15 protein-coding genes are annotated in these 16,036 nt (G+C 64.6%); all 15 read left to right on the top strand.

Features of this window, described 5'->3' with window-relative positions:
• Nucleotides 1-4,543 (top strand): beta strand repeat-containing protein (locus ACIQ3Q_RS20965; RefSeq protein WP_396271174.1); only part of this gene is annotated, 4,543 nt, incomplete at its 5' end.
• A gap of 115 nt (nt 4,544-4,658) precedes the next feature.
• A complete protein-coding gene (locus ACIQ3Q_RS20960) occupies nt 4,659-5,261 on the top strand; it encodes a chalcone isomerase family protein (RefSeq protein ID WP_396271177.1) in 603 nt (200 codons plus the stop codon).
• Between the two features lie 111 nt (nt 5,262-5,372).
• Nucleotides 5,373-6,464 carry an iron-sulfur cluster carrier protein ApbC gene (apbC, locus tag ACIQ3Q_RS20955; protein WP_396271173.1) on the top strand — a complete coding sequence of 364 codons (1,092 nt, stop codon included), beginning with the start codon at nt 5,373-5,375 and terminating at the stop codon, nt 6,462-6,464.
• A gap of 14 nt (nt 6,465-6,478) precedes the next feature.
• Nucleotides 6,479-6,970, top strand: a complete 492-nt coding sequence (locus ACIQ3Q_RS20950; protein ID WP_396271172.1) for a DUF3305 domain-containing protein — start codon at nt 6,479-6,481, stop codon at nt 6,968-6,970.
• Entirely contained in the window at nt 6,967-7,683 is a 717-nt protein-coding gene (locus ACIQ3Q_RS20945; RefSeq protein ID WP_396271171.1) for a DUF3306 domain-containing protein, read from the top strand. Before ACIQ3Q_RS20950 ends, ACIQ3Q_RS20945 begins: the two co-directional genes overlap by 4 nt.
• The gene (locus ACIQ3Q_RS20940; RefSeq protein ID WP_396271170.1) at nt 7,595-9,781 is read left to right on the top strand and encodes a 4Fe-4S binding protein; all 2,187 of its coding nucleotides are present in this window, start codon (nt 7,595-7,597) and stop codon (nt 9,779-9,781) included. Before ACIQ3Q_RS20945 ends, ACIQ3Q_RS20940 begins: the two co-directional genes overlap by 89 nt.
• Nucleotides 9,782-9,791: 10 nt before the next feature.
• Entirely contained in the window at nt 9,792-10,418 is a 627-nt protein-coding gene (locus tag ACIQ3Q_RS20935) for a molecular chaperone (protein WP_396271169.1), read from the top strand.
• Nucleotides 10,419-10,623: 205 nt separating this feature from the next.
• The gene (locus ACIQ3Q_RS20930; RefSeq protein ID WP_396271168.1) at nt 10,624-11,100 is read left to right on the top strand and encodes a hypothetical protein; all 477 of its coding nucleotides are present in this window, start codon (nt 10,624-10,626) and stop codon (nt 11,098-11,100) included.
• A 54-nt stretch (nt 11,101-11,154) separates the two neighbouring features.
• Complete coding sequence (locus tag ACIQ3Q_RS20925) at nt 11,155-11,541, top strand: hypothetical protein (RefSeq protein ID WP_396271167.1); 387 nt, start codon at nt 11,155-11,157, stop codon at nt 11,539-11,541.
• A gap of 112 nt (nt 11,542-11,653) precedes the next feature.
• On the top strand, nt 11,654-12,103 hold the full coding sequence (locus tag ACIQ3Q_RS20920; RefSeq protein ID WP_396271166.1) for an HIT domain-containing protein: 450 nt from the start codon (nt 11,654-11,656) through the stop codon (nt 12,101-12,103).
• A 443-nt stretch (nt 12,104-12,546) separates the two neighbouring features.
• Nucleotides 12,547-12,960: a GFA family protein gene (locus ACIQ3Q_RS20915; protein WP_396271176.1), complete on the top strand. Its 414-nt coding sequence runs from the start codon at nt 12,547-12,549 to the stop codon at nt 12,958-12,960.
• 180 nt (nt 12,961-13,140) lie between these two features.
• Nucleotides 13,141-13,506, top strand: a complete 366-nt coding sequence (locus ACIQ3Q_RS20910) for a nuclear transport factor 2 family protein (RefSeq protein ID WP_396271165.1) — start codon at nt 13,141-13,143, stop codon at nt 13,504-13,506.
• Between the two features lie 21 nt (nt 13,507-13,527).
• Nucleotides 13,528-14,142, top strand: coding sequence for a molybdenum cofactor guanylyltransferase MobA (mobA, locus tag ACIQ3Q_RS20905; RefSeq protein ID WP_396271164.1), 615 nt, complete (start codon nt 13,528-13,530; stop codon nt 14,140-14,142).
• Nucleotides 14,143-14,178: 36 nt separating this feature from the next.
• Nucleotides 14,179-14,574 (top strand): VOC family protein, encoded by a 396-nt coding sequence (locus ACIQ3Q_RS20900; protein ID WP_396271163.1) that lies wholly within the window; start codon nt 14,179-14,181, stop codon nt 14,572-14,574.
• Between the two features lie 2 nt (nt 14,575-14,576).
• Nucleotides 14,577-15,977: a serine hydrolase domain-containing protein gene (locus ACIQ3Q_RS20895; protein ID WP_396271162.1), complete on the top strand. Its 1,401-nt coding sequence runs from the start codon at nt 14,577-14,579 to the stop codon at nt 15,975-15,977.
• Nucleotides 15,978-16,036: the final 59 nt, after the last annotated feature.

Here is a 16,036-nt window from a genome sequence, read left to right as displayed (position 1 = left end):
GCCCATCACCGTCACTGCGGCGCATGTGGCCGCAGGCTTTGTGGATACCAGTTTTGCCGCCCCAGCCGATGGCCAGATGGTCAACGTCACCGCCATCCTCACCGACATCGCCGGCAATGCCTCGCCGCAAGGCACCGATGCCGCGCGCATTGACACGACCGGCCCGAGCAGCGCCACCACCGGCATCACCGTCAACCCGGTCTCGGCCGACAACATCGTCAATGCGGCGGAAGCTGCTGGCCCCGTCAATGTGACGGGCCAAGCCACGGGAGAGTTCACCCCGGGTGACGTGGTCACCATCACCGCCAATGGCAAGCCGTTCACCGGCACGCTGGGCGCTGATGGTTCCTTCACCGTGGCCGTGCCCGGTGCCGACTTGGTGGCCGATGGCGACAAGACGCTGGATGTCTCCATCCGCATCACCGACCCCGCAGGCAACCAAGCCGACATTCCGGCCACCCGTGCTTACTCGGTGGACACGGCCGCCACGGGTGCTCCGACCGTCACCATTTCCGAAGACGCCAACAACAACGGCTTCATCAGCCGTGCCGAGTTGAACGGCGTGGTCGATGTGCGCGTGGGCTTGCCGGCAGGCACTGTTGCTGGCGACACCTTGACGGTGTCTAACGGCACGACCACCACGCCCATCACCGTCACTGCGGCGCATGTGGCCGCAGGCTTTGTGGACACGAGCTTTGCGGCCCCGGCCGATGGCCAGATGGTCAACGTCACCGCCATCCTCACCGACATCGCGGGCAATGCATCGCCGCAAGGCACGGATGCCGCGCGTATCGACACCACTGGTCCGTCCTCTGCCACCACCGGCATCACCGTCAACCCGGTCTCGGCCGACAACATCGTCAATGCGGCGGAAGCTGCTGGCCCCGTCAATGTGACGGGCCAAGCCACGGGAGAGTTCACCCCGGGTGACGTGGTCACCATCACCGCCAATGGCAAGCCGTTCACCGGCACGCTGGGCGCTGATGGCAGCTTCACCGTGGCCGTGCCCGGTGCGGACTTGGTGGCCGATGGCGACAAGACGCTGGATGTCTCCATCCGCATCACCGACCCTGCCGGTAACCAAGCCGACATCCCGGCCACCCGTGCTTACTCGGTGGACACGGCGGCCACGGGTGCTCCGACCGTCACCATTGCTGAAGACGCCAACAACAACGGCTTCATCAGCCGCGCTGAGTTGAACGGCGTGGTCGATGTGCGCGTCGGCTTGCCTGCGGGCACTGTCGCGGGCGACACCTTGACGGTGTCTAACGGCACGACGACGACGCCGATCACGGTGACTGCGGCGCACTTGGCCGCAGGCTTTGTGGACACCAGCTTCGCCGCACCGGCCGATGGCCAGATGGTCAACATCACCGCCATCCTCACCGACATCGCGGGCAATGCTTCGCCGCAAGGTGCTGATGCGGCGCGCATTGACACCACGGGCCCCAGCGCCGCAGGCACGGGCTTGGTGCTGGATGCGCTCACCGCCGACAACGTGGTCAACGCCGCCGAAGCTGGCGGCACCGTGGCCGTGACCGGCCGCGCCACGGGTGAGTTCACCCCGGGCGACACGGTGACCCTCACGGTCAATGGCAAGCCGTTCTCTGGCACGGTCGCCGCCAATGGCAGCTTCAGCATCAATGTGCCGGGCGCGGACTTGGCCGCTGATGGCGACCAACAACTGGACGCCAGCCTGCGCGCCACCGACGCCGCAGGCAACCAAGCCGACATCGGCGCCAGCCGCATCTACTCGGTGGACACCACGGCCACCGGGGCGCCGACTGTCACCATTGCTGAGGACAGCAATAACAACGGCTTCATCAACCGGGCGGAGCTGAACGGCGTGATCGACGTGCGCGTCAGCCTGCCCGCTGGCGCCGTGGCCGGCGACACGCTGACGGTGTCCAACGGCACGACCACCACGCCCTTCACCCTGAGCGCCGCACAAGTGGCTGCCGGCTTCATCGACACCAGCTTTGCGGCACCGGCCGAGGGCTCGATGATCAACGTCACGGCCGTGCTGACCGATGTGGCTGGCAACAGCTCGCCGCAAGGCAGCGACAGCGCGCGTCTGGACACCACCGCCACGGCAGCGCCCACCGTCACCATCGCCGAAGACATCAACAACAACGGCTTCATCAGCGCAGCCGAGTTGGCCGGCCAGGTGGATGTGCGCATCACCCTGCCCGCCGGGTCTGCCGCAGGCGACACCTTGACGGTGACCGATGGCAATATGGTGCGCACCTTCACGCTGACGGCGGCACAGGTCAGCGCGGGGCAAATCCTCACCGACTTCCCGCCCCCCGCAGAAGGCCAGGTGCTGAACGTCACCGCCACCTTGCGCGACATGGCGGGCAACACCTCGGCGCCGGGCAGCGACAGTGCGCAGCTCGACACCAGCGGGCCTTCAGGCGCGGGCACCGGCGTGACGCTGGACCCGCTGACCGCTGACAACGTGATCAATGCGGCCGAGTCGGGCGCTCCCGTCACCGTGACCGGACGCGCCACGGGTGAGTTTGCGGAAGGCGACCGCATCACCTTGACGGTCAACGGCAAAACCTTCACCGGCACTGTGGCGGCTAACGGCAACTTCAGTGTCAATGTACCTGGCGCTGACTTGGTGGCCGATGGCGACAAGACGCTGGATGCCAGCCTGCGCGCCACCGACGCCGCAGGCAACCAAGCCGAGATCACCGCCTCGCGCCCCTACACCGTGGACACCACGGCCACCGGCGCGCCCACGGTGACCATCACCGAAGACGCCAACAACAATGCCTTCATCAGCGCCGCAGAGTTGAGTGGGGACATCAACGTGCGCATCACTTTGCCTGCGGGGGCTCAGTTGGGCGACACCCTGACGGTGTCGGACGGCACCACCACCGACCGCTATGTGCTGAACGCCGCGCAACTGGCCAATGGCTTCATTGACACCAGCTTTGCGGCCCCCGCCGAAGGCGGCACCATCAGTGTGACGGCCACCCTCACCGACGTGGCCGGCAACACCTCGGCACAGGGCTTGGATTCAGCGCGCATTGACACCACTGGACCGAGTGGCGCAACCACCTCCATCAGCATCGCCGACGTGACGGCCGACAACGTCGTCAACGCGGCAGAGTCGGGGGGCAATGTCAGCGTGACGGGCAGCGTCGGCGGCGAGTTCCGTCAAGGTGACACCATCACCCTGACGGTCAACGGCAAGAACTTCAGCGGCACCCTGGCCGCCAACGGCAGCTTCAGCGTGGCTGTGCCTGGCGGCGACTTGGCGGCCGATGGCGACCGCCGCATCGAGGCCAGCCTACGCGCCACCGACGCGGCCGGCAACCAAGCCAACATCACCACCAACAAGAGCTATGGGGTGGACACCACCGCCGTGGCGACACCGACCGTCACCATCACCGACGACTCGGCCAATGACGGCTGGATCACCCCGGGCGAATTCAACGGGGCTTTGGATGTGCGCGTCAGCTTGCCGGGCGGCACTGCGGTGGGTGATGTGGTCTCGGTCACCAACGGCCAAACCTGGCAGCACATCACTGTCACCCAAGGCCACCTGAACCAAGGCTTTGTGGGCACGTCTTTTGGCATGGCTTTCTCGGGCTCCGCCACGGCACAGGCCTTCATCACCGATGTGGCGGGCAACCGCTCCGGCACCGGCAGTGACACGGTCACCTTCTACGACCCGCTGATCCTGGATTTGGACGGCGACGGTGTGGAGACCACCGCCATCAGCGAGGGCGTCAACTTTGACCTCAACGGCGATGGCGTCAAGGACCGCACCGGCTGGGTCGGCAAAGACGACGGCTTGCTGGTGGCCGACCTGGACAACAGCGGCACCATTGACAGCGGCCGCGAGCTGTTTGGCGACGCCACCCTCAAGGCCGACGGCACCCAAGCCAAGCACGGCTTTGAAGCCCTGGCCGACATGGACAGCAACCAAGACGGCAAGATCAACGCGGCCGATGCCAACTTCAATGTCCTGAAGATCTGGCAGGACGGCGACAGCGACGGTCTGACCGACACCGGCGAGCTGAAGTCGCTGACGGAGATGGGCGTGGTGGAGATCAACCTGGGCTACATCACGGGCAATGAGAAGCAGTCCGGCAACTTCATCACCATGGAATCGACTTACGTCAAGTCCGACGGCACAGTCCTGGAGATCTCCGACGTCTGGTTGCGCAACAACAGTACGGCAGGCGCCACTCAGGGCGAAGAAGCCGGTGTTGTGCACATCAGCGACTTCAACCCCGCCACCGGTGATGCCCTGGACTTACGCGACTTGCTCTCTGCCGAGCAAGGCATGGATCTGTCCACCTATCTGGACTTCGACACGACGAGCCAGCCGGGCAGCACGGTGGTGCATGTCTCGACCACCGGCCAGTTTGCCAACGGCGAATACACGCCGGGAGCCAGCGACCAGACCATCGTGCTGGACGGGGTGGACCTGCGCAGCGCCATGGGCTTGGGCGCCAACTCCAGCGACAGCCAGCTGATCCAGACCCTGCTCAACCAAGGCAAGCTGCTGACGGACAACGGCGGTTAACCCCCATCCACAGCGCTGAGGGGCGCGGGCAGAATCTCGACTTCAAAAAAGTACGGTCGCGCTATTTTGTCGAGGTTCTGCTGTGCCCCATCCTGTCTCTGCCCTTTCTTCCTCTGTGGCGGTGTCGCGCCGCACGGCCCTGGTGTATGCCGGGGCGTGCGCGTGTGCGCCCCTGGCTGCCCCTGCGGCTGAGGTGGCCGGTGTCAAGTTTGAAGACCGCATCTCCGTGGCCGGAGCCAGCTTGGTGCTGAATGGCGCTGGCATTCGCTACAAAGCCATGTTCCAGGTCTATGCGGCGGGGCTGTATCTCGGCCGCAAAGCTGACACGTCCGAGAGCGTATTGAGTGCTGCTGGCCCCAAACGCCTCAGCATCACCATGCTGCGAGACATTGACTCCCGCGAGCTCGGCAAGCTGTTTGCGCGGGGCATGGAAGACAATATGGACCGCAGCATCTTCTCGCGCCTGATCCCCGGCGTGATGCGCATGAGCGAGCTGTTCTCTCGCCACAAGCAGCTACGCACGGGGGAGAGTTTTCAGGTCGATTGGGTCCCCGGTGTCTGCACCGTCATCACGGTCAAAGGCCAAGTCGAGGGCGAGCCCTTCAAAGAGCCAGAGTTCTTCAATGCACTCATGCTGATCTGGCTGGGCCCTCGGCCCGCCGATTGGCAGCTCAAGGACGCCCTGCTGGGCCAAGCGGCGACGTTGCGTCCTCGCTGAAGTTGGACTCGGGGTTGTCCCTGACTTGGGCGCGATATCACCCTGACCCCGTGAAGCCTGCTCTACAGCCGGTAGACTGCATGCGATTTCATATCTTGTGCACACCACCCCATGGCTCTCACCGATCAAGCTGTTCTGACCGCGCTTCAAGCCGTGGTTGACCCCAACACCGGCAAAGACTTTGTCACCACCAAACAGGTCAAGAACCTGCGGGTTGATGAGGGGGATGTCTCCTTCGAAGTCGAGCTGGGCTACCCCGCCAAGAGCCAGATGGCCGACTTGCGCAAGCGCCTTATTGCGGCCGTGCGCACACAGTCCGGCGTCGAGAACGTCAGTGTCAACCTCAGCACCAAGATCGTGGCCCACCAAGTGCAGCGCGGCGTGTCGCTGCTGCCGGGCGTGAAGAACATCATCGCCGTGGCCTCGGGCAAGGGTGGCGTGGGCAAGAGCACCACCGCCGTCAACCTGGCCCTGGCCTTGGCCGCCGAAGGCGCCACGGTGGGCATTCTGGACGCCGACATTTATGGCCCCAGCCAGCCCATGATGATGGGCATCAACGGCCGCCCCGAGAGCCTGGACGGCCAGACCATGGAGCCGCTTGAAAACTACGGCGTCAAGGTCGCGTCCATCGGCTTCTTGATCAATGTGGACGACGCCATGATCTGGCGCGGCCCCATGGCCACACAAGCGCTGGAGCAACTGCTGCGCCAAACCAATTGGGGCGAGTTGGACTATCTGATCGTCGACATGCCCCCGGGCACCGGCGACATCCAGCTCACGCTCAGCCAGCGCGTGCCCATCACCGGTGCGGTCATCGTCACCACGCCGCAAGATATTGCGCTGCTCGACGCCAAGAAGGGCCTGAAGATGTTTGAAAAGGTGGGCGTGCCCATCTTGGGCGTGGTCGAGAACATGGCGGTGTATTGCTGCCCCAACTGCGGCCACACCGAGCACATTTTTGGCGCAGACGGCGGCAAGACCATGGCCACCCAATACGGTGTGGACTACCTGGGCGCGCTGCCCTTGAACCTCAGCATCCGCGTGCAGGCCGACGCAGGCCGCCCCACGGTGGTGAGCGAGCCCGATGGCGAGATCGCCGGCATCTACAAACAAGTGGCGCGCCAGGTGGCGGTCAAGGTGGCGCAGCGGGCCAAGGATTTTTCATCCAAGTTCCCCACCATCACCGTCTCCAAGAGCACCTGAGAGCCCGCGCCCCTGTGAGCAGCCCCCTCCCCACCTTGCGCGTGGCCGTGGTCTTGGCCCGCGACACCCAACCCAACCGTTGGGAAGACTGGCGACACAGCCTGGTGGATGTGCTGATCGACGATGGTCAATGGGGCGACCAGCCCCAGGTGCTGCGCGACGACGGTCGCCAGCGCCAGATGCTCTATCCCGGCTTCAGCGTGAGCCTGCACCGCGACGAGGCTGAGGGCTACCACCTCAACCTCAGCAGCGGCTCGCCGGTCTGGTTTGTGATGTGGCGCACTCGTGAGGAAGACCCGGCCGAGGCGAGCCCTGAGTTTGTGACCCTGTCCTACAACGAGGCCGGGCGCCTGCTGGATGCCCAAGAGCGGGTGGACAACTGCCCGCTGCCTGCCGAGCTGTGCGCCTGGTTGCAGGCCTACACCGACGAGCACTACAAGCCCGAGCCCAAGAAGCGCAAGCGCCCGGTGTCCTTTCAGGCCCCCGACCAGCGGCCGCAGTCATGAGCGAGGGCCAAGGGTTCTTCTCGCGCTGGTCGCAGCGCAAGGCCGAGGTGCGAAAGGCCGAGGTACAGCAAGCCGAAGCAGCCGCACCAAAGCCTGTGGCACCACCGCCCGCCCCGGCCGTGGCTGAGCCGCCCGCCGCCACGCAGCCCGCCCATCAAACCACCGCAGAGCCCGCCGCCCCCAACGCCCCCACCTTGGCCGATGTGCAGGCCCTGGCCCCGGGCGAAGAGGTCAGCCGCTTCATGCAGCGCGGGGTGGACCCGCAGGTCAAAAATGCCGCGATGAAAAAGCTCTTCGCTGACCCGCACTTCAATGTGATGGACGGCCTGGACACCTACATCGACGACTACGGCAAGCCCGACCCCATCCCGCCGGCCATGCTGCGCCAATTGGTGCAAGGCGAGTTCTTGGGCCTGTTTGCTGAAGAGCGCGCGGCTGAAAAGGCCGAGCAAGCCGAGCGCGAACGCTTGGCTACAGCGCAACTTGAGCCTGAGTCTTTGACTGCGCCTCCTGAAGGCGATCCGCTGAACGCCCCCGCCGACAGCGATGCGCTGAACAAGCCCACCGCCACCCCTGCTTTCGACTCCCCCGCAGCCACTGCGCCCACCGCCCACGAGCTCCCCCATGAAGACGCTGATCTGCGACTGCAACAAAACCCTGCCCCTGCAAGCTCAAGCCCTGAGCCAAGCCCTGGCCCAGACGCCCGGGGCTGACGGCGCGGGCCTGTCGGCCGTTCACACCGCCTTGTGCCGCCGCGAGGCGGCCAGCTTTCAGCAGGCCGCCAAGTCGGGTGAGGATCTGCTGATCGCCTGCACCCAAGAGCAGCATCTCTTCTTGGCGCTGAATGAGGCCACCGTGGGCGCGCAGCCGGTTAGCGAGCGCCCCATCCGCTTTGTGAACCTGCGCGAGACCGCGGGCTGGAGCCGCGACGGCGCCCAGGCCACGCCCAAAATGGCCGCCCTGCTGGCTGCCGCCCAAGGGCCAGAACCCGAACCCGTGGCCACCCACACCTATCGCAGCCAAGGCCGCGTGCTGGTGATCGGCGCGGCCGAGGCCGCCCAAGCTGCGGCCGACCTGCTGGCCGACAAACTGGAGCCCACCCTGCTGATCGACCGCGTGGGCGGCGCCTTGCCGCAAGCACGCGCCCAGGCAGTGCACACCGGCACCCTGGTGAGCCTGACCGGCTGGCTGGGCCACTTCACGGCAGAGTGGGAAAGTAGCAACCCGATTGATGCCGAACTCTGCACCCGTTGCAATGCCTGCGTGGCGGCCTGCCCCGAAGGCGCGATTGACCTCAGCTACCAGATCGACCTGAACCTCTGCCGCAGCCACCGCGCGTGCGAGGCGGCGTGTGAGGTGATCGGCGCGATTGACTTCAAACGCGCGCCCCAGCGCAGCAGCGAAGAGTTTGACCTGGTGCTGGACCTGCGCCCCAGCCCCGCCTTCAGCCAACACCAGCCGCCGCAAGGCTATGCCCATGTGGGCAGCGACCCCGCCAAGCTGATGAAGGCCGTGCTGAGCCTGCGCGAGCTGGTGGGCGAGTTCGACAAGCCCAAGTTCTTCCACTACAAGCAGCGCTTGTGCGCCCACAGCCGTAACGAGAAGATCGGCTGCCAAGCCTGTATCGATGTCTGCTCGGCCAGCGCCATCCGCTCCAATGCGTCGGCCAAGGGCGCGACCAAGCTGCAAGCAGCCACCGGCCATGCGCCGGGCGGCATCATCGTGGAGCCCGCGCTGTGCGTGGGCTGCGGGGCGTGCACCACCGTTTGCCCCAGCGGCGCGCTGGCCTATGCCACGCCCACGGCGGGCGACAGCGGCCAGCGCCTGCGCCGCCTGCTGACGGCCTATCAAGCCGCAGGCGGCAAGAACGCAGCCGTGCTGCTGCACAGCCAGGGCGCGGGCGCGCGCATGATTGACGAGCTGGGCCGCGCAGCGGCGCTCGACAAAGCCTTGCACGGCGTGCCGGCCCGCGTGCTGCCGCAAGCCCTGTGGCACAGCGCCAGCGTGGGGGTGGAGCTGTGGCTCACCGCCATCGCTTATGGCGCCAGCCAAGTGATGGTGCTGGTCACCGATGAAGATGCCCCGCAATACCGCGACGCACTGCGGGCGCAGATGGACATCGCCCAAGCCATCTTGAGCGGCCTGGGCTACAGCGGCGTGCACCTGTACCTGCTGCAAGCCCGCGATGCGCGAGACCTGGCCGAGCTGGACGCCGCCCTGCGCTGCGCCCCGGCCCAGGGTGTGGCCCAGGCCGCGCGCTTTGCGGTGCAAGCCGAGAAGCGCGCCACGCTGGACCTGGCGCTGGAACATCTGCTGGCCCAAGCGCCCCAACAATCCAGCCTGCCTGAAGCCATCGCCCTGCCGGCGCAGGGCTCACCGCTGGGCAGCCTGAAGGTGGATACCGAGCGCTGCACGCTGTGCTTGTCTTGCGTGGGCGCCTGCCCCGAAAGCGCGCTGGCCGACAACACCGAGCGGCCCCAGTTGCGCTTCACCGAAAGCAATTGCGTGCAATGCGGCCTGTGCGCCAGCACCTGCCCAGAACAAGCCATCACGCTGGAGCCGCGGCTGCTCTTGGCCCAAAGCGGCCAAGCGCGCAAGACCACGCGCGTGCTGCACGAGGTGCCACCCTATGCCTGCATCCGCTGCGCCAAGCCCTTTGGCACGCTCAAGGCCATTGAGAACATGCTGGGCAAGCTGGCCGGGCACAGCGCCTTCCAAGGTGCGGCGCTGGAGCGCCTCAAAATGTGCAACGACTGCCGCGTGATCGACATGTTCAACGACCAGCGCCAGACCCGCATCACCGACCTCTGAGCCCTTTGCCATGACCGCACCCCAAGCCCTTTCTTTCGCCACGGCCGACCAGGCCGAAGAAGGCGCCCGCGCCGAGCTCTATGGTGTGCTGGCCCTGCTGTGGCTGACGCCCCCCAGCGCAGAGCTGCTGGCCCAGTTCCGCGTGGCCGTGACCGAAGCCCCCGAGGCTGGCGCCTTTTTGCAAGGCCCCTGGGAGGCGCTGGTGGGCGCCCTGCGCAGCACCACGGTAGAGCAGGCGCAAGACGAGTTCGACGCCCTGTTTGGCGGTGTCGGCAAGCCCGACGTGCTGGTCTATGGCTCGCACTACCTGGCCGGGTTCTTGAACGAAAAGCCCCTGGCCTTGCTGCGCCAAGACATGGCCCAACTGGGCCTGCAAGGCGACGCGCAGAGCGGGATGACAGAAGACCACATCGCCGGCGTTTTTGAAGTGATGCGCTACCTGATCGCGGGCGACGATGTGGCCGTGTGCAACCTAGAGCAGCAACGGCGCTTTTTCCGCACCCACATCCAGCCCTGGGCCGAACAACTCTGCAATGCCGTAGACGCCCACCCCAGAGCCCAACTCTGGCGAGCCGTGGCCGACATGACCCGCGCCTTTGTGCAGGTCGAGACCCAGGGGTTTGATTTGGTGGAGTGAGTGGGCGCGGTGACAAGCCCGGGGCTGCATTGCTACCCAGCACTGCGCCAAAATGTCGGGTTGTTAACGCTGCGAAAACATCTGGCCGACGATGCAATACGTCAATTTTGATGAGCACTTGGTGGCACCAGGCACTGCCTGTTGCTGGCGACAGGGCCTTTTCGGGCGATAGGCGTTTTGGCAACACAAAGAAGTTAGGCATCTCATGTTGAAACTCTACAAGCGCATTGGCGACGTCCTGCACTACCACGAAGCTTGGGCAAACGACGCAGAGGTCATTGAGCATTGGGGCTCTGTCGGAGCGCGCGGACAATTGAGAGAACATCCGCTGCAGAAGGGCCAATCCGCAGAGGAAGCGGTCGAATCACTTCTGCAACCTCGCCTTCTTGAGGGATACCTGCCCATCGCTGAAGAAGATCATGCGACGCTGCTGATTGAGTATCCAGTTGCTCATATGGGCACTAATCAAGACCTCGACAAGCGGCACGCATTGGAAGATCGAATGAATGAAACGCTGGGGTGGACAGGTTTGGGAGCTTGTGACGGTGGCAGCATTGGCTCCGGAACCATGGAAGTGTGCTGCTTTGTGGTGGACTTCGAGGTCGCGCAACGCGTAATCGCGGAGGACCTCAAGGAGACGGAGTTTGGAGACTACTCGCGCATCTATGACGAGAATGCCTAACTCGTTGCTGGTGCCGACGCCCTTCGGGCGCGGCACAGCATTGCGTTAAACCTCATGGACGCGCGCTTACAACCAGGCGGTGAATCTTCTACACGCTTTGCCGAGATGGAGAAGAGTGCGGGCGCAGTTTTTGGCGCGGTGTTAGTGTCTTCTGCGGCGTGCGTCGCGCTTTTTCGCCCGAATCTTTGGTTCATCTTCGGCGGCGTGCTAGCCGGTAGTGCCGTTTATTGGTGCTGGCGTGCGACTCTCGCGAAAAGACTTGAGATGGCTGCGGTAGCTGCTGTCGGGGCGGTTGCGGTCGCGCTCCTAGCGGTAACACCTGAGTTTTCGCGCCCGCTTCCTGTTTTGTTGTGTTTTGGAATGTCACTGCTCGGCCTTGGCCTGTACGCGAGCATTCTCATTGGCAGAATTTTCAGGCGGAACGCGAAAGATGAGGCTTAACCGGCTCGTCGAATGGACCCAAAACGGCGGCGATCGTGGTCGCCATTCTTCAACTATGAGTGCGCCGTTTCGGTTCACTCATTGCCGACTTTAGAACTCGGAGTCACCGCACATGCGAAGAGCAGTTCCGTTTCTCCTCGTCTTGATCCTGGGAATCGTGATCGGGGGCATGCTGTTCTCAAAGACGGTTCAGCGTTCGTTCTTGGCGGTGCACATCTGCGAGAAGGACTGCCTTGAACTGAAGGATCTTGCTGGCCCACTGGGTTCACTGGGCATCCTGCATACACCGAGCCTGCTTCCGTTCTTGGAGGCTCAGTCAGCAGAGTGCGTTGCCGTTAGGCATCCGAAGCCCGAAGGTCGCTTCCACTTGGTGTTCCTCCCGAAGCGAGACGTACGCAACGTACTTGAACTGACGCCAGAAGACATCCCCTTCCTCGCTGGCTGTCTCGCGCTGGCTCGGGAGCAAGTGGCAAAGGCTGGCATAAGCAACTACCGCCTTGTCACGAACGGCCCCGAGCTCCATCACGTGACTTACTTTCACTTTCATGTCATTGCAAAGTAGCCCGGTGAGGCTTACCGAAAAGGAGCTAGGTCGCACGCAGCGAAGCCGAACCGCGACCTGAGCCGTTTGTTGGACAAGCCCGGTGAGACTGAGATGAGGGTGTTGCCGGTGTAGTTTGATCCGAGTTCGGATACGCGGCTGGCGGCGCTGGGCCAGGTCACCCTAGATGGTGCCCACATGCCGGAGTTCCCCCTCCCGCCCCGAGAAGGCGAGTGCGACATCAATGCTCTCCTTGTGAGCGTCCAAGCCGGCAAACAGCGTGCTAGACTCACTCATGGCCCACTCCTGTTCAACTTGGCAACGCCCTGGCAGACCGCCTGCCAGGAGCATGGGTGGAGCTCGGCGGGCCCCTGTTCTGCAACCTACGGTTGCGCCGGAGATGGGCCGCCTGCTTTTACGAAGCCATCTTGTCTAAGCGTCGCAAACTCAAGCTCCGCCACCCTATGTCTCAGTTGAAGCCCAAACAATACGACGGTGGCTGCCTGTGCGGCGCCATCAGGTTCCGAGCAGCGGGTAAGCCTGGTAAGCCTCACACATGCTCATGTGAGAACTGTCGCAAACACTCCGGTGCATATACGCTCTCTTGGGTTGAGTTTCCGGCTGACATGGTCGAGTGGATTGGGCCTGGGGGTAAGCCGTCAACCTGGCGTTCTTCTTCGTACTCAAGTAGAGCCTTCTGCAGTACCTGCGGTACGACGATCGGTGCAATCGACGACGATCCCGTTGTGGCACTTGCAACTGGCACATTCGATAAGCCACATCTCAAGGAGTTTGCTCCTACTTACCACTCGTACATCTCGCGTCGCCCTCGATGGTGGCACGTGAAGTCAGACCACGAGCTCGACGACCAAGCATGATCCTCACCTCCAACACGGTGCCGTCACTTAACCTGCTCCCCCCAAGCCTACCAACCAAAGCCAGCAAGCCGCTACGACAAGCCCGGAGCTAACGGCATCCCTAAGTGGCAGTGCTGCCCAAGGCGGGCGCAGTGGCAGAGCGTGTCACACTGTCTGACCTGACTCGTTTTTGGAGTGCCCATGTCAGCAGACACCAGCCCAGAAGCCGTCGTCCAGCGCCAGTTGGATGCCTACAATGCCAAAGACCTGGAGGCTTGGCTGGCCACTTACGCGCCTGAAGCACGCCAGTACGAACACCCCGCCACGCTGCTGGCCATGGGGCAAGAGGAGATCCAGGCCCGTACCGAGCCCCGCTTTGCCGAGCCCAACCTGCACGCGCGGTTGGTGCAGCGCTCGGTGGCCGCCAATGTGGTGATCGACCACGAGGTGGTCACCCGCACCTTCCCCGAAGGCCCGGGCACCATCGAGATGGTGTGCATTTATGTGGTCGAAGAAGGCCTGATCCAGACCGCCTCTTTTGTGTTTGGCGAAACTCATCTGGACTAAAAACGCGGCATCATGCCGCCCATGACTACTGCTGTTTCACCCTCTGACATCACCGGCCTGGTCTTGGCCGGCGGCCGTGGCAGCCGCATGGGCGGCGTCGATAAAGGCCTGCAAAAACACCGTGGCCAAGCGCTGGCCCTGCATGCTTTGATGCGGCTGGGGCTGCAGGTAGGCCAGGTGATGCTCAATGCCAACCGAAACCTGGGGGCCTATGAATCCTTTGGCGTGCCGGTGTGGCCTGACGCCCTGCCCGACTACCCCGGCCCCTTGGCTGGCTTCTTGGCGGGCTTAGAACACTGCGAAACCCCGTATTTGGTGACCGTGCCCTGCGACACGCCGCACTTTCCGCTCGACCTAGTAGAGCGCATAGGCCAGGCCTTGCTGGCCGAAGACGCTGACGTGGCCATGGCCGCGACCCGAGAGCCCGGCCCGGACGGCGCGCTGCGGGTGCAGGTGCAACCCGTGTTCTGCCTGATGAAGGCCTCGCTGATGGAAAGCTTGGTGAAGGCCACCGCCGCCGGTGAGCGCAAAATTGACCGCTGGACCGCCCAGCACCGCTGCGCCACGGTGGTGTTCGACGACGCAGACGCCTTCTTCAACGCCAACACGCTGGATGAATTGCAGCGCTTGGCCTGAGCCCCCACCGCCCCTCTTGCCCTGACAAGGACGACCATGAAGCTCGGCTACACCATCCTCTACGTGCCTGATGTGGCTGCCTCTTTGGACTTTTTTGAGCGGGCCTTTGGCCTCTCCCGCCGCTTTTTGCATGAGAGCGGTACCTATGGCGAACTGGACACCGGGGCCACCACGCTGGCGTTTGCCGACCATGGTTTGGGCGAACACAACTTCCCTGGCGGCCATGTGGAGGCCCACCGCTCGGCCCAACCCTTGGGCATGGAGATTGGCCTGGTGACCACCGCCGTGGTGGCCGCCCATGCCCGCGCACTGGCGGCTGGTGCCCAAGAGTTGAGCCCGCCCACTGAGCGGCCCTGGGGCCAGACCGTGTCTTACCTGCGCTGCCCGGACGGCTGCTTGGTGGAGTTGTGCAGCCCCATGGGAGGCGCCTGAACATGGCGAGGCTTTGGATCAAACGCATCGCGCTGGGCCTGCTGGGGCTCTTGCTCTTGGGCCTGTTGTGGCTTTGGGCGCTGCCGCCGGCCATGCTGCGCGTCGGTGCCAGCTACGCCGCCAAGATCGTCTGCTCCAATGTTTTTTTGGCGAACCGCGACGCGCAAGCCGTGCTGCGTGACGACGTTCAAAACCACGGCCACCCATTGCTGAAATACATGCGCGTGACGGTAGACCGCGAACGCGGTGAAGTCCACGCCGCCTTGTTGGGCGTGGTGGGCAAGGGCTTGGCGCTACACCGCCCTGGCCACGGCTGCGCCGTGGTGGCCGACGGCGACTTGGCCGCCGCCCGCGCTGCTGCGCCGGCCATTGATGCACCCACCGCCCCGCCGCCAGCCCCGCCCAGGCCGCCCGAGCCCGGCGCACTGCCCCCGAATTGGCCTGAGGTCGATGCCGCCCCCACCAGCGGCCAACTGGCGGCCGTGGTCAACCTGCCTGAGTTGCAAGGCCCGGGCATGCGTGCCGTGGTGGTGGTGCACAAAGGCCGTATCGTGGGCGAAACCTATGGCCCAGGCTTTGGGCCGGACACCCCGCTGCTGGGCTGGTCCATGACCAAAACCGCCACCGCCGCTTTGATTGGCCGCCGCCTGCACGAAGGCGGCCTGACACTGGACACGCCGCTGGCCCCAGCGCTGGGCTGGCCCGCCAGTGATGCGCGCGCGGCCATCACCCCGGCGCAACTGCTGGCCATGTCCAGCGGCCTGCAGTTTGACGAAGGCTATGGCGGCGTCTCCGATGTCACCCGCATGCTCTACCTGGAGCCCGACATGGCGGCCTATGCGGCCCAGCAGCCCTTGCTGCACCCACCGGGCACACAGTTCAACTACTCCAGCGGCAGCTCTTTGCTGCTGTCGCGCTGGTGGACGCAAGGCGCTAACACCGACGCCCGCCGCTTGCTCTTCACGCCCTTGGGCATGCGCAGCGCCACGCTGGAGACCGACGCGCGCGGCACGCCGGTCGGCTCATCTTATCTGTATGCCACCGCCAAAGACTGGGCTCGGCTGGGCCTGTTCCTGCTGAACGATGGCGTGTGGCAAGGCCAGCGCCTGCTGCCCGAAGGCTATGTGGCCCGCATGACGGCCGCCTCGCCCGCCAAGCCCGGCAGCTACGGCCGAGGCCACCTCTGGCTGCACGGCCCGCAAGGCACCACCCCCGAAGGCCAAGACCCGGACGTGGCCCAAGGCCTGCCCGCTGACACCTGGTGGATGCGCGGCCACGACGGCCAGTTCGTCGCCGTTGTGCCCTCCAAGCAGCTCGTCGTGGTGCGGCTGGGGCTCACGCCGTCGAAGCTGGGGTATCAGCCGCAGGGGCTGGTGAAGAAGGTGTTGGAAGCGGTGAATTAGGGTCTGTTGACATATAAATCCTACCCGCGTGAGCCCTACAGGCCATGCCAGTCTAGGCG

It is taken from the genome of Ideonella sp. (assembly GCF_044358605.1).
Lineage (GTDB): Bacteria > Pseudomonadota > Gammaproteobacteria > Burkholderiales > Burkholderiaceae_C > Ideonella.
This window is presented reverse-complemented; position numbering and strand designations above follow the sequence as displayed.

Bases quoted from the DNA above. Each gene is read 5' to 3' on its own strand.
- ACIQ3Q_RS20945 (WP_396271171.1), top strand. From the start codon at position 6,967: ATGAGCGAGGGCCAAGGGTTCTTCTCGCGCTGGTCGCAGCGCAAGGCC.
- ACIQ3Q_RS20915 (WP_396271176.1), top strand. From the start codon at position 12,547: ATGTCTCAGTTGAAGCCCAAACAATACGACGGTGGCTGCCTGTGCGGC.
- mobA (WP_396271164.1), top strand. From the start codon at position 13,528: ATGACTACTGCTGTTTCACCCTCTGACATCACCGGCCTGGTCTTGGCC.
- ACIQ3Q_RS20920 (WP_396271166.1), top strand. From the start codon at position 11,654: ATGCGAAGAGCAGTTCCGTTTCTCCTCGTCTTGATCCTGGGAATCGTG.
- ACIQ3Q_RS20940 (WP_396271170.1), top strand. From the start codon at position 7,595: ATGAAGACGCTGATCTGCGACTGCAACAAAACCCTGCCCCTGCAAGCT.
- ACIQ3Q_RS20895 (WP_396271162.1), top strand. From the start codon at position 14,577: ATGGCGAGGCTTTGGATCAAACGCATCGCGCTGGGCCTGCTGGGGCTC.
- ACIQ3Q_RS20910 (WP_396271165.1), top strand. From the start codon at position 13,141: ATGTCAGCAGACACCAGCCCAGAAGCCGTCGTCCAGCGCCAGTTGGAT.
- apbC (WP_396271173.1), top strand. From the start codon at position 5,373: ATGGCTCTCACCGATCAAGCTGTTCTGACCGCGCTTCAAGCCGTGGTT.
- ACIQ3Q_RS20925 (WP_396271167.1), top strand. From the start codon at position 11,155: ATGGACGCGCGCTTACAACCAGGCGGTGAATCTTCTACACGCTTTGCC.
- ACIQ3Q_RS20930 (WP_396271168.1), top strand. From the start codon at position 10,624: ATGTTGAAACTCTACAAGCGCATTGGCGACGTCCTGCACTACCACGAA.
- ACIQ3Q_RS20935 (WP_396271169.1), top strand. From the start codon at position 9,792: ATGACCGCACCCCAAGCCCTTTCTTTCGCCACGGCCGACCAGGCCGAA.
- ACIQ3Q_RS20900 (WP_396271163.1), top strand. From the start codon at position 14,179: ATGAAGCTCGGCTACACCATCCTCTACGTGCCTGATGTGGCTGCCTCT.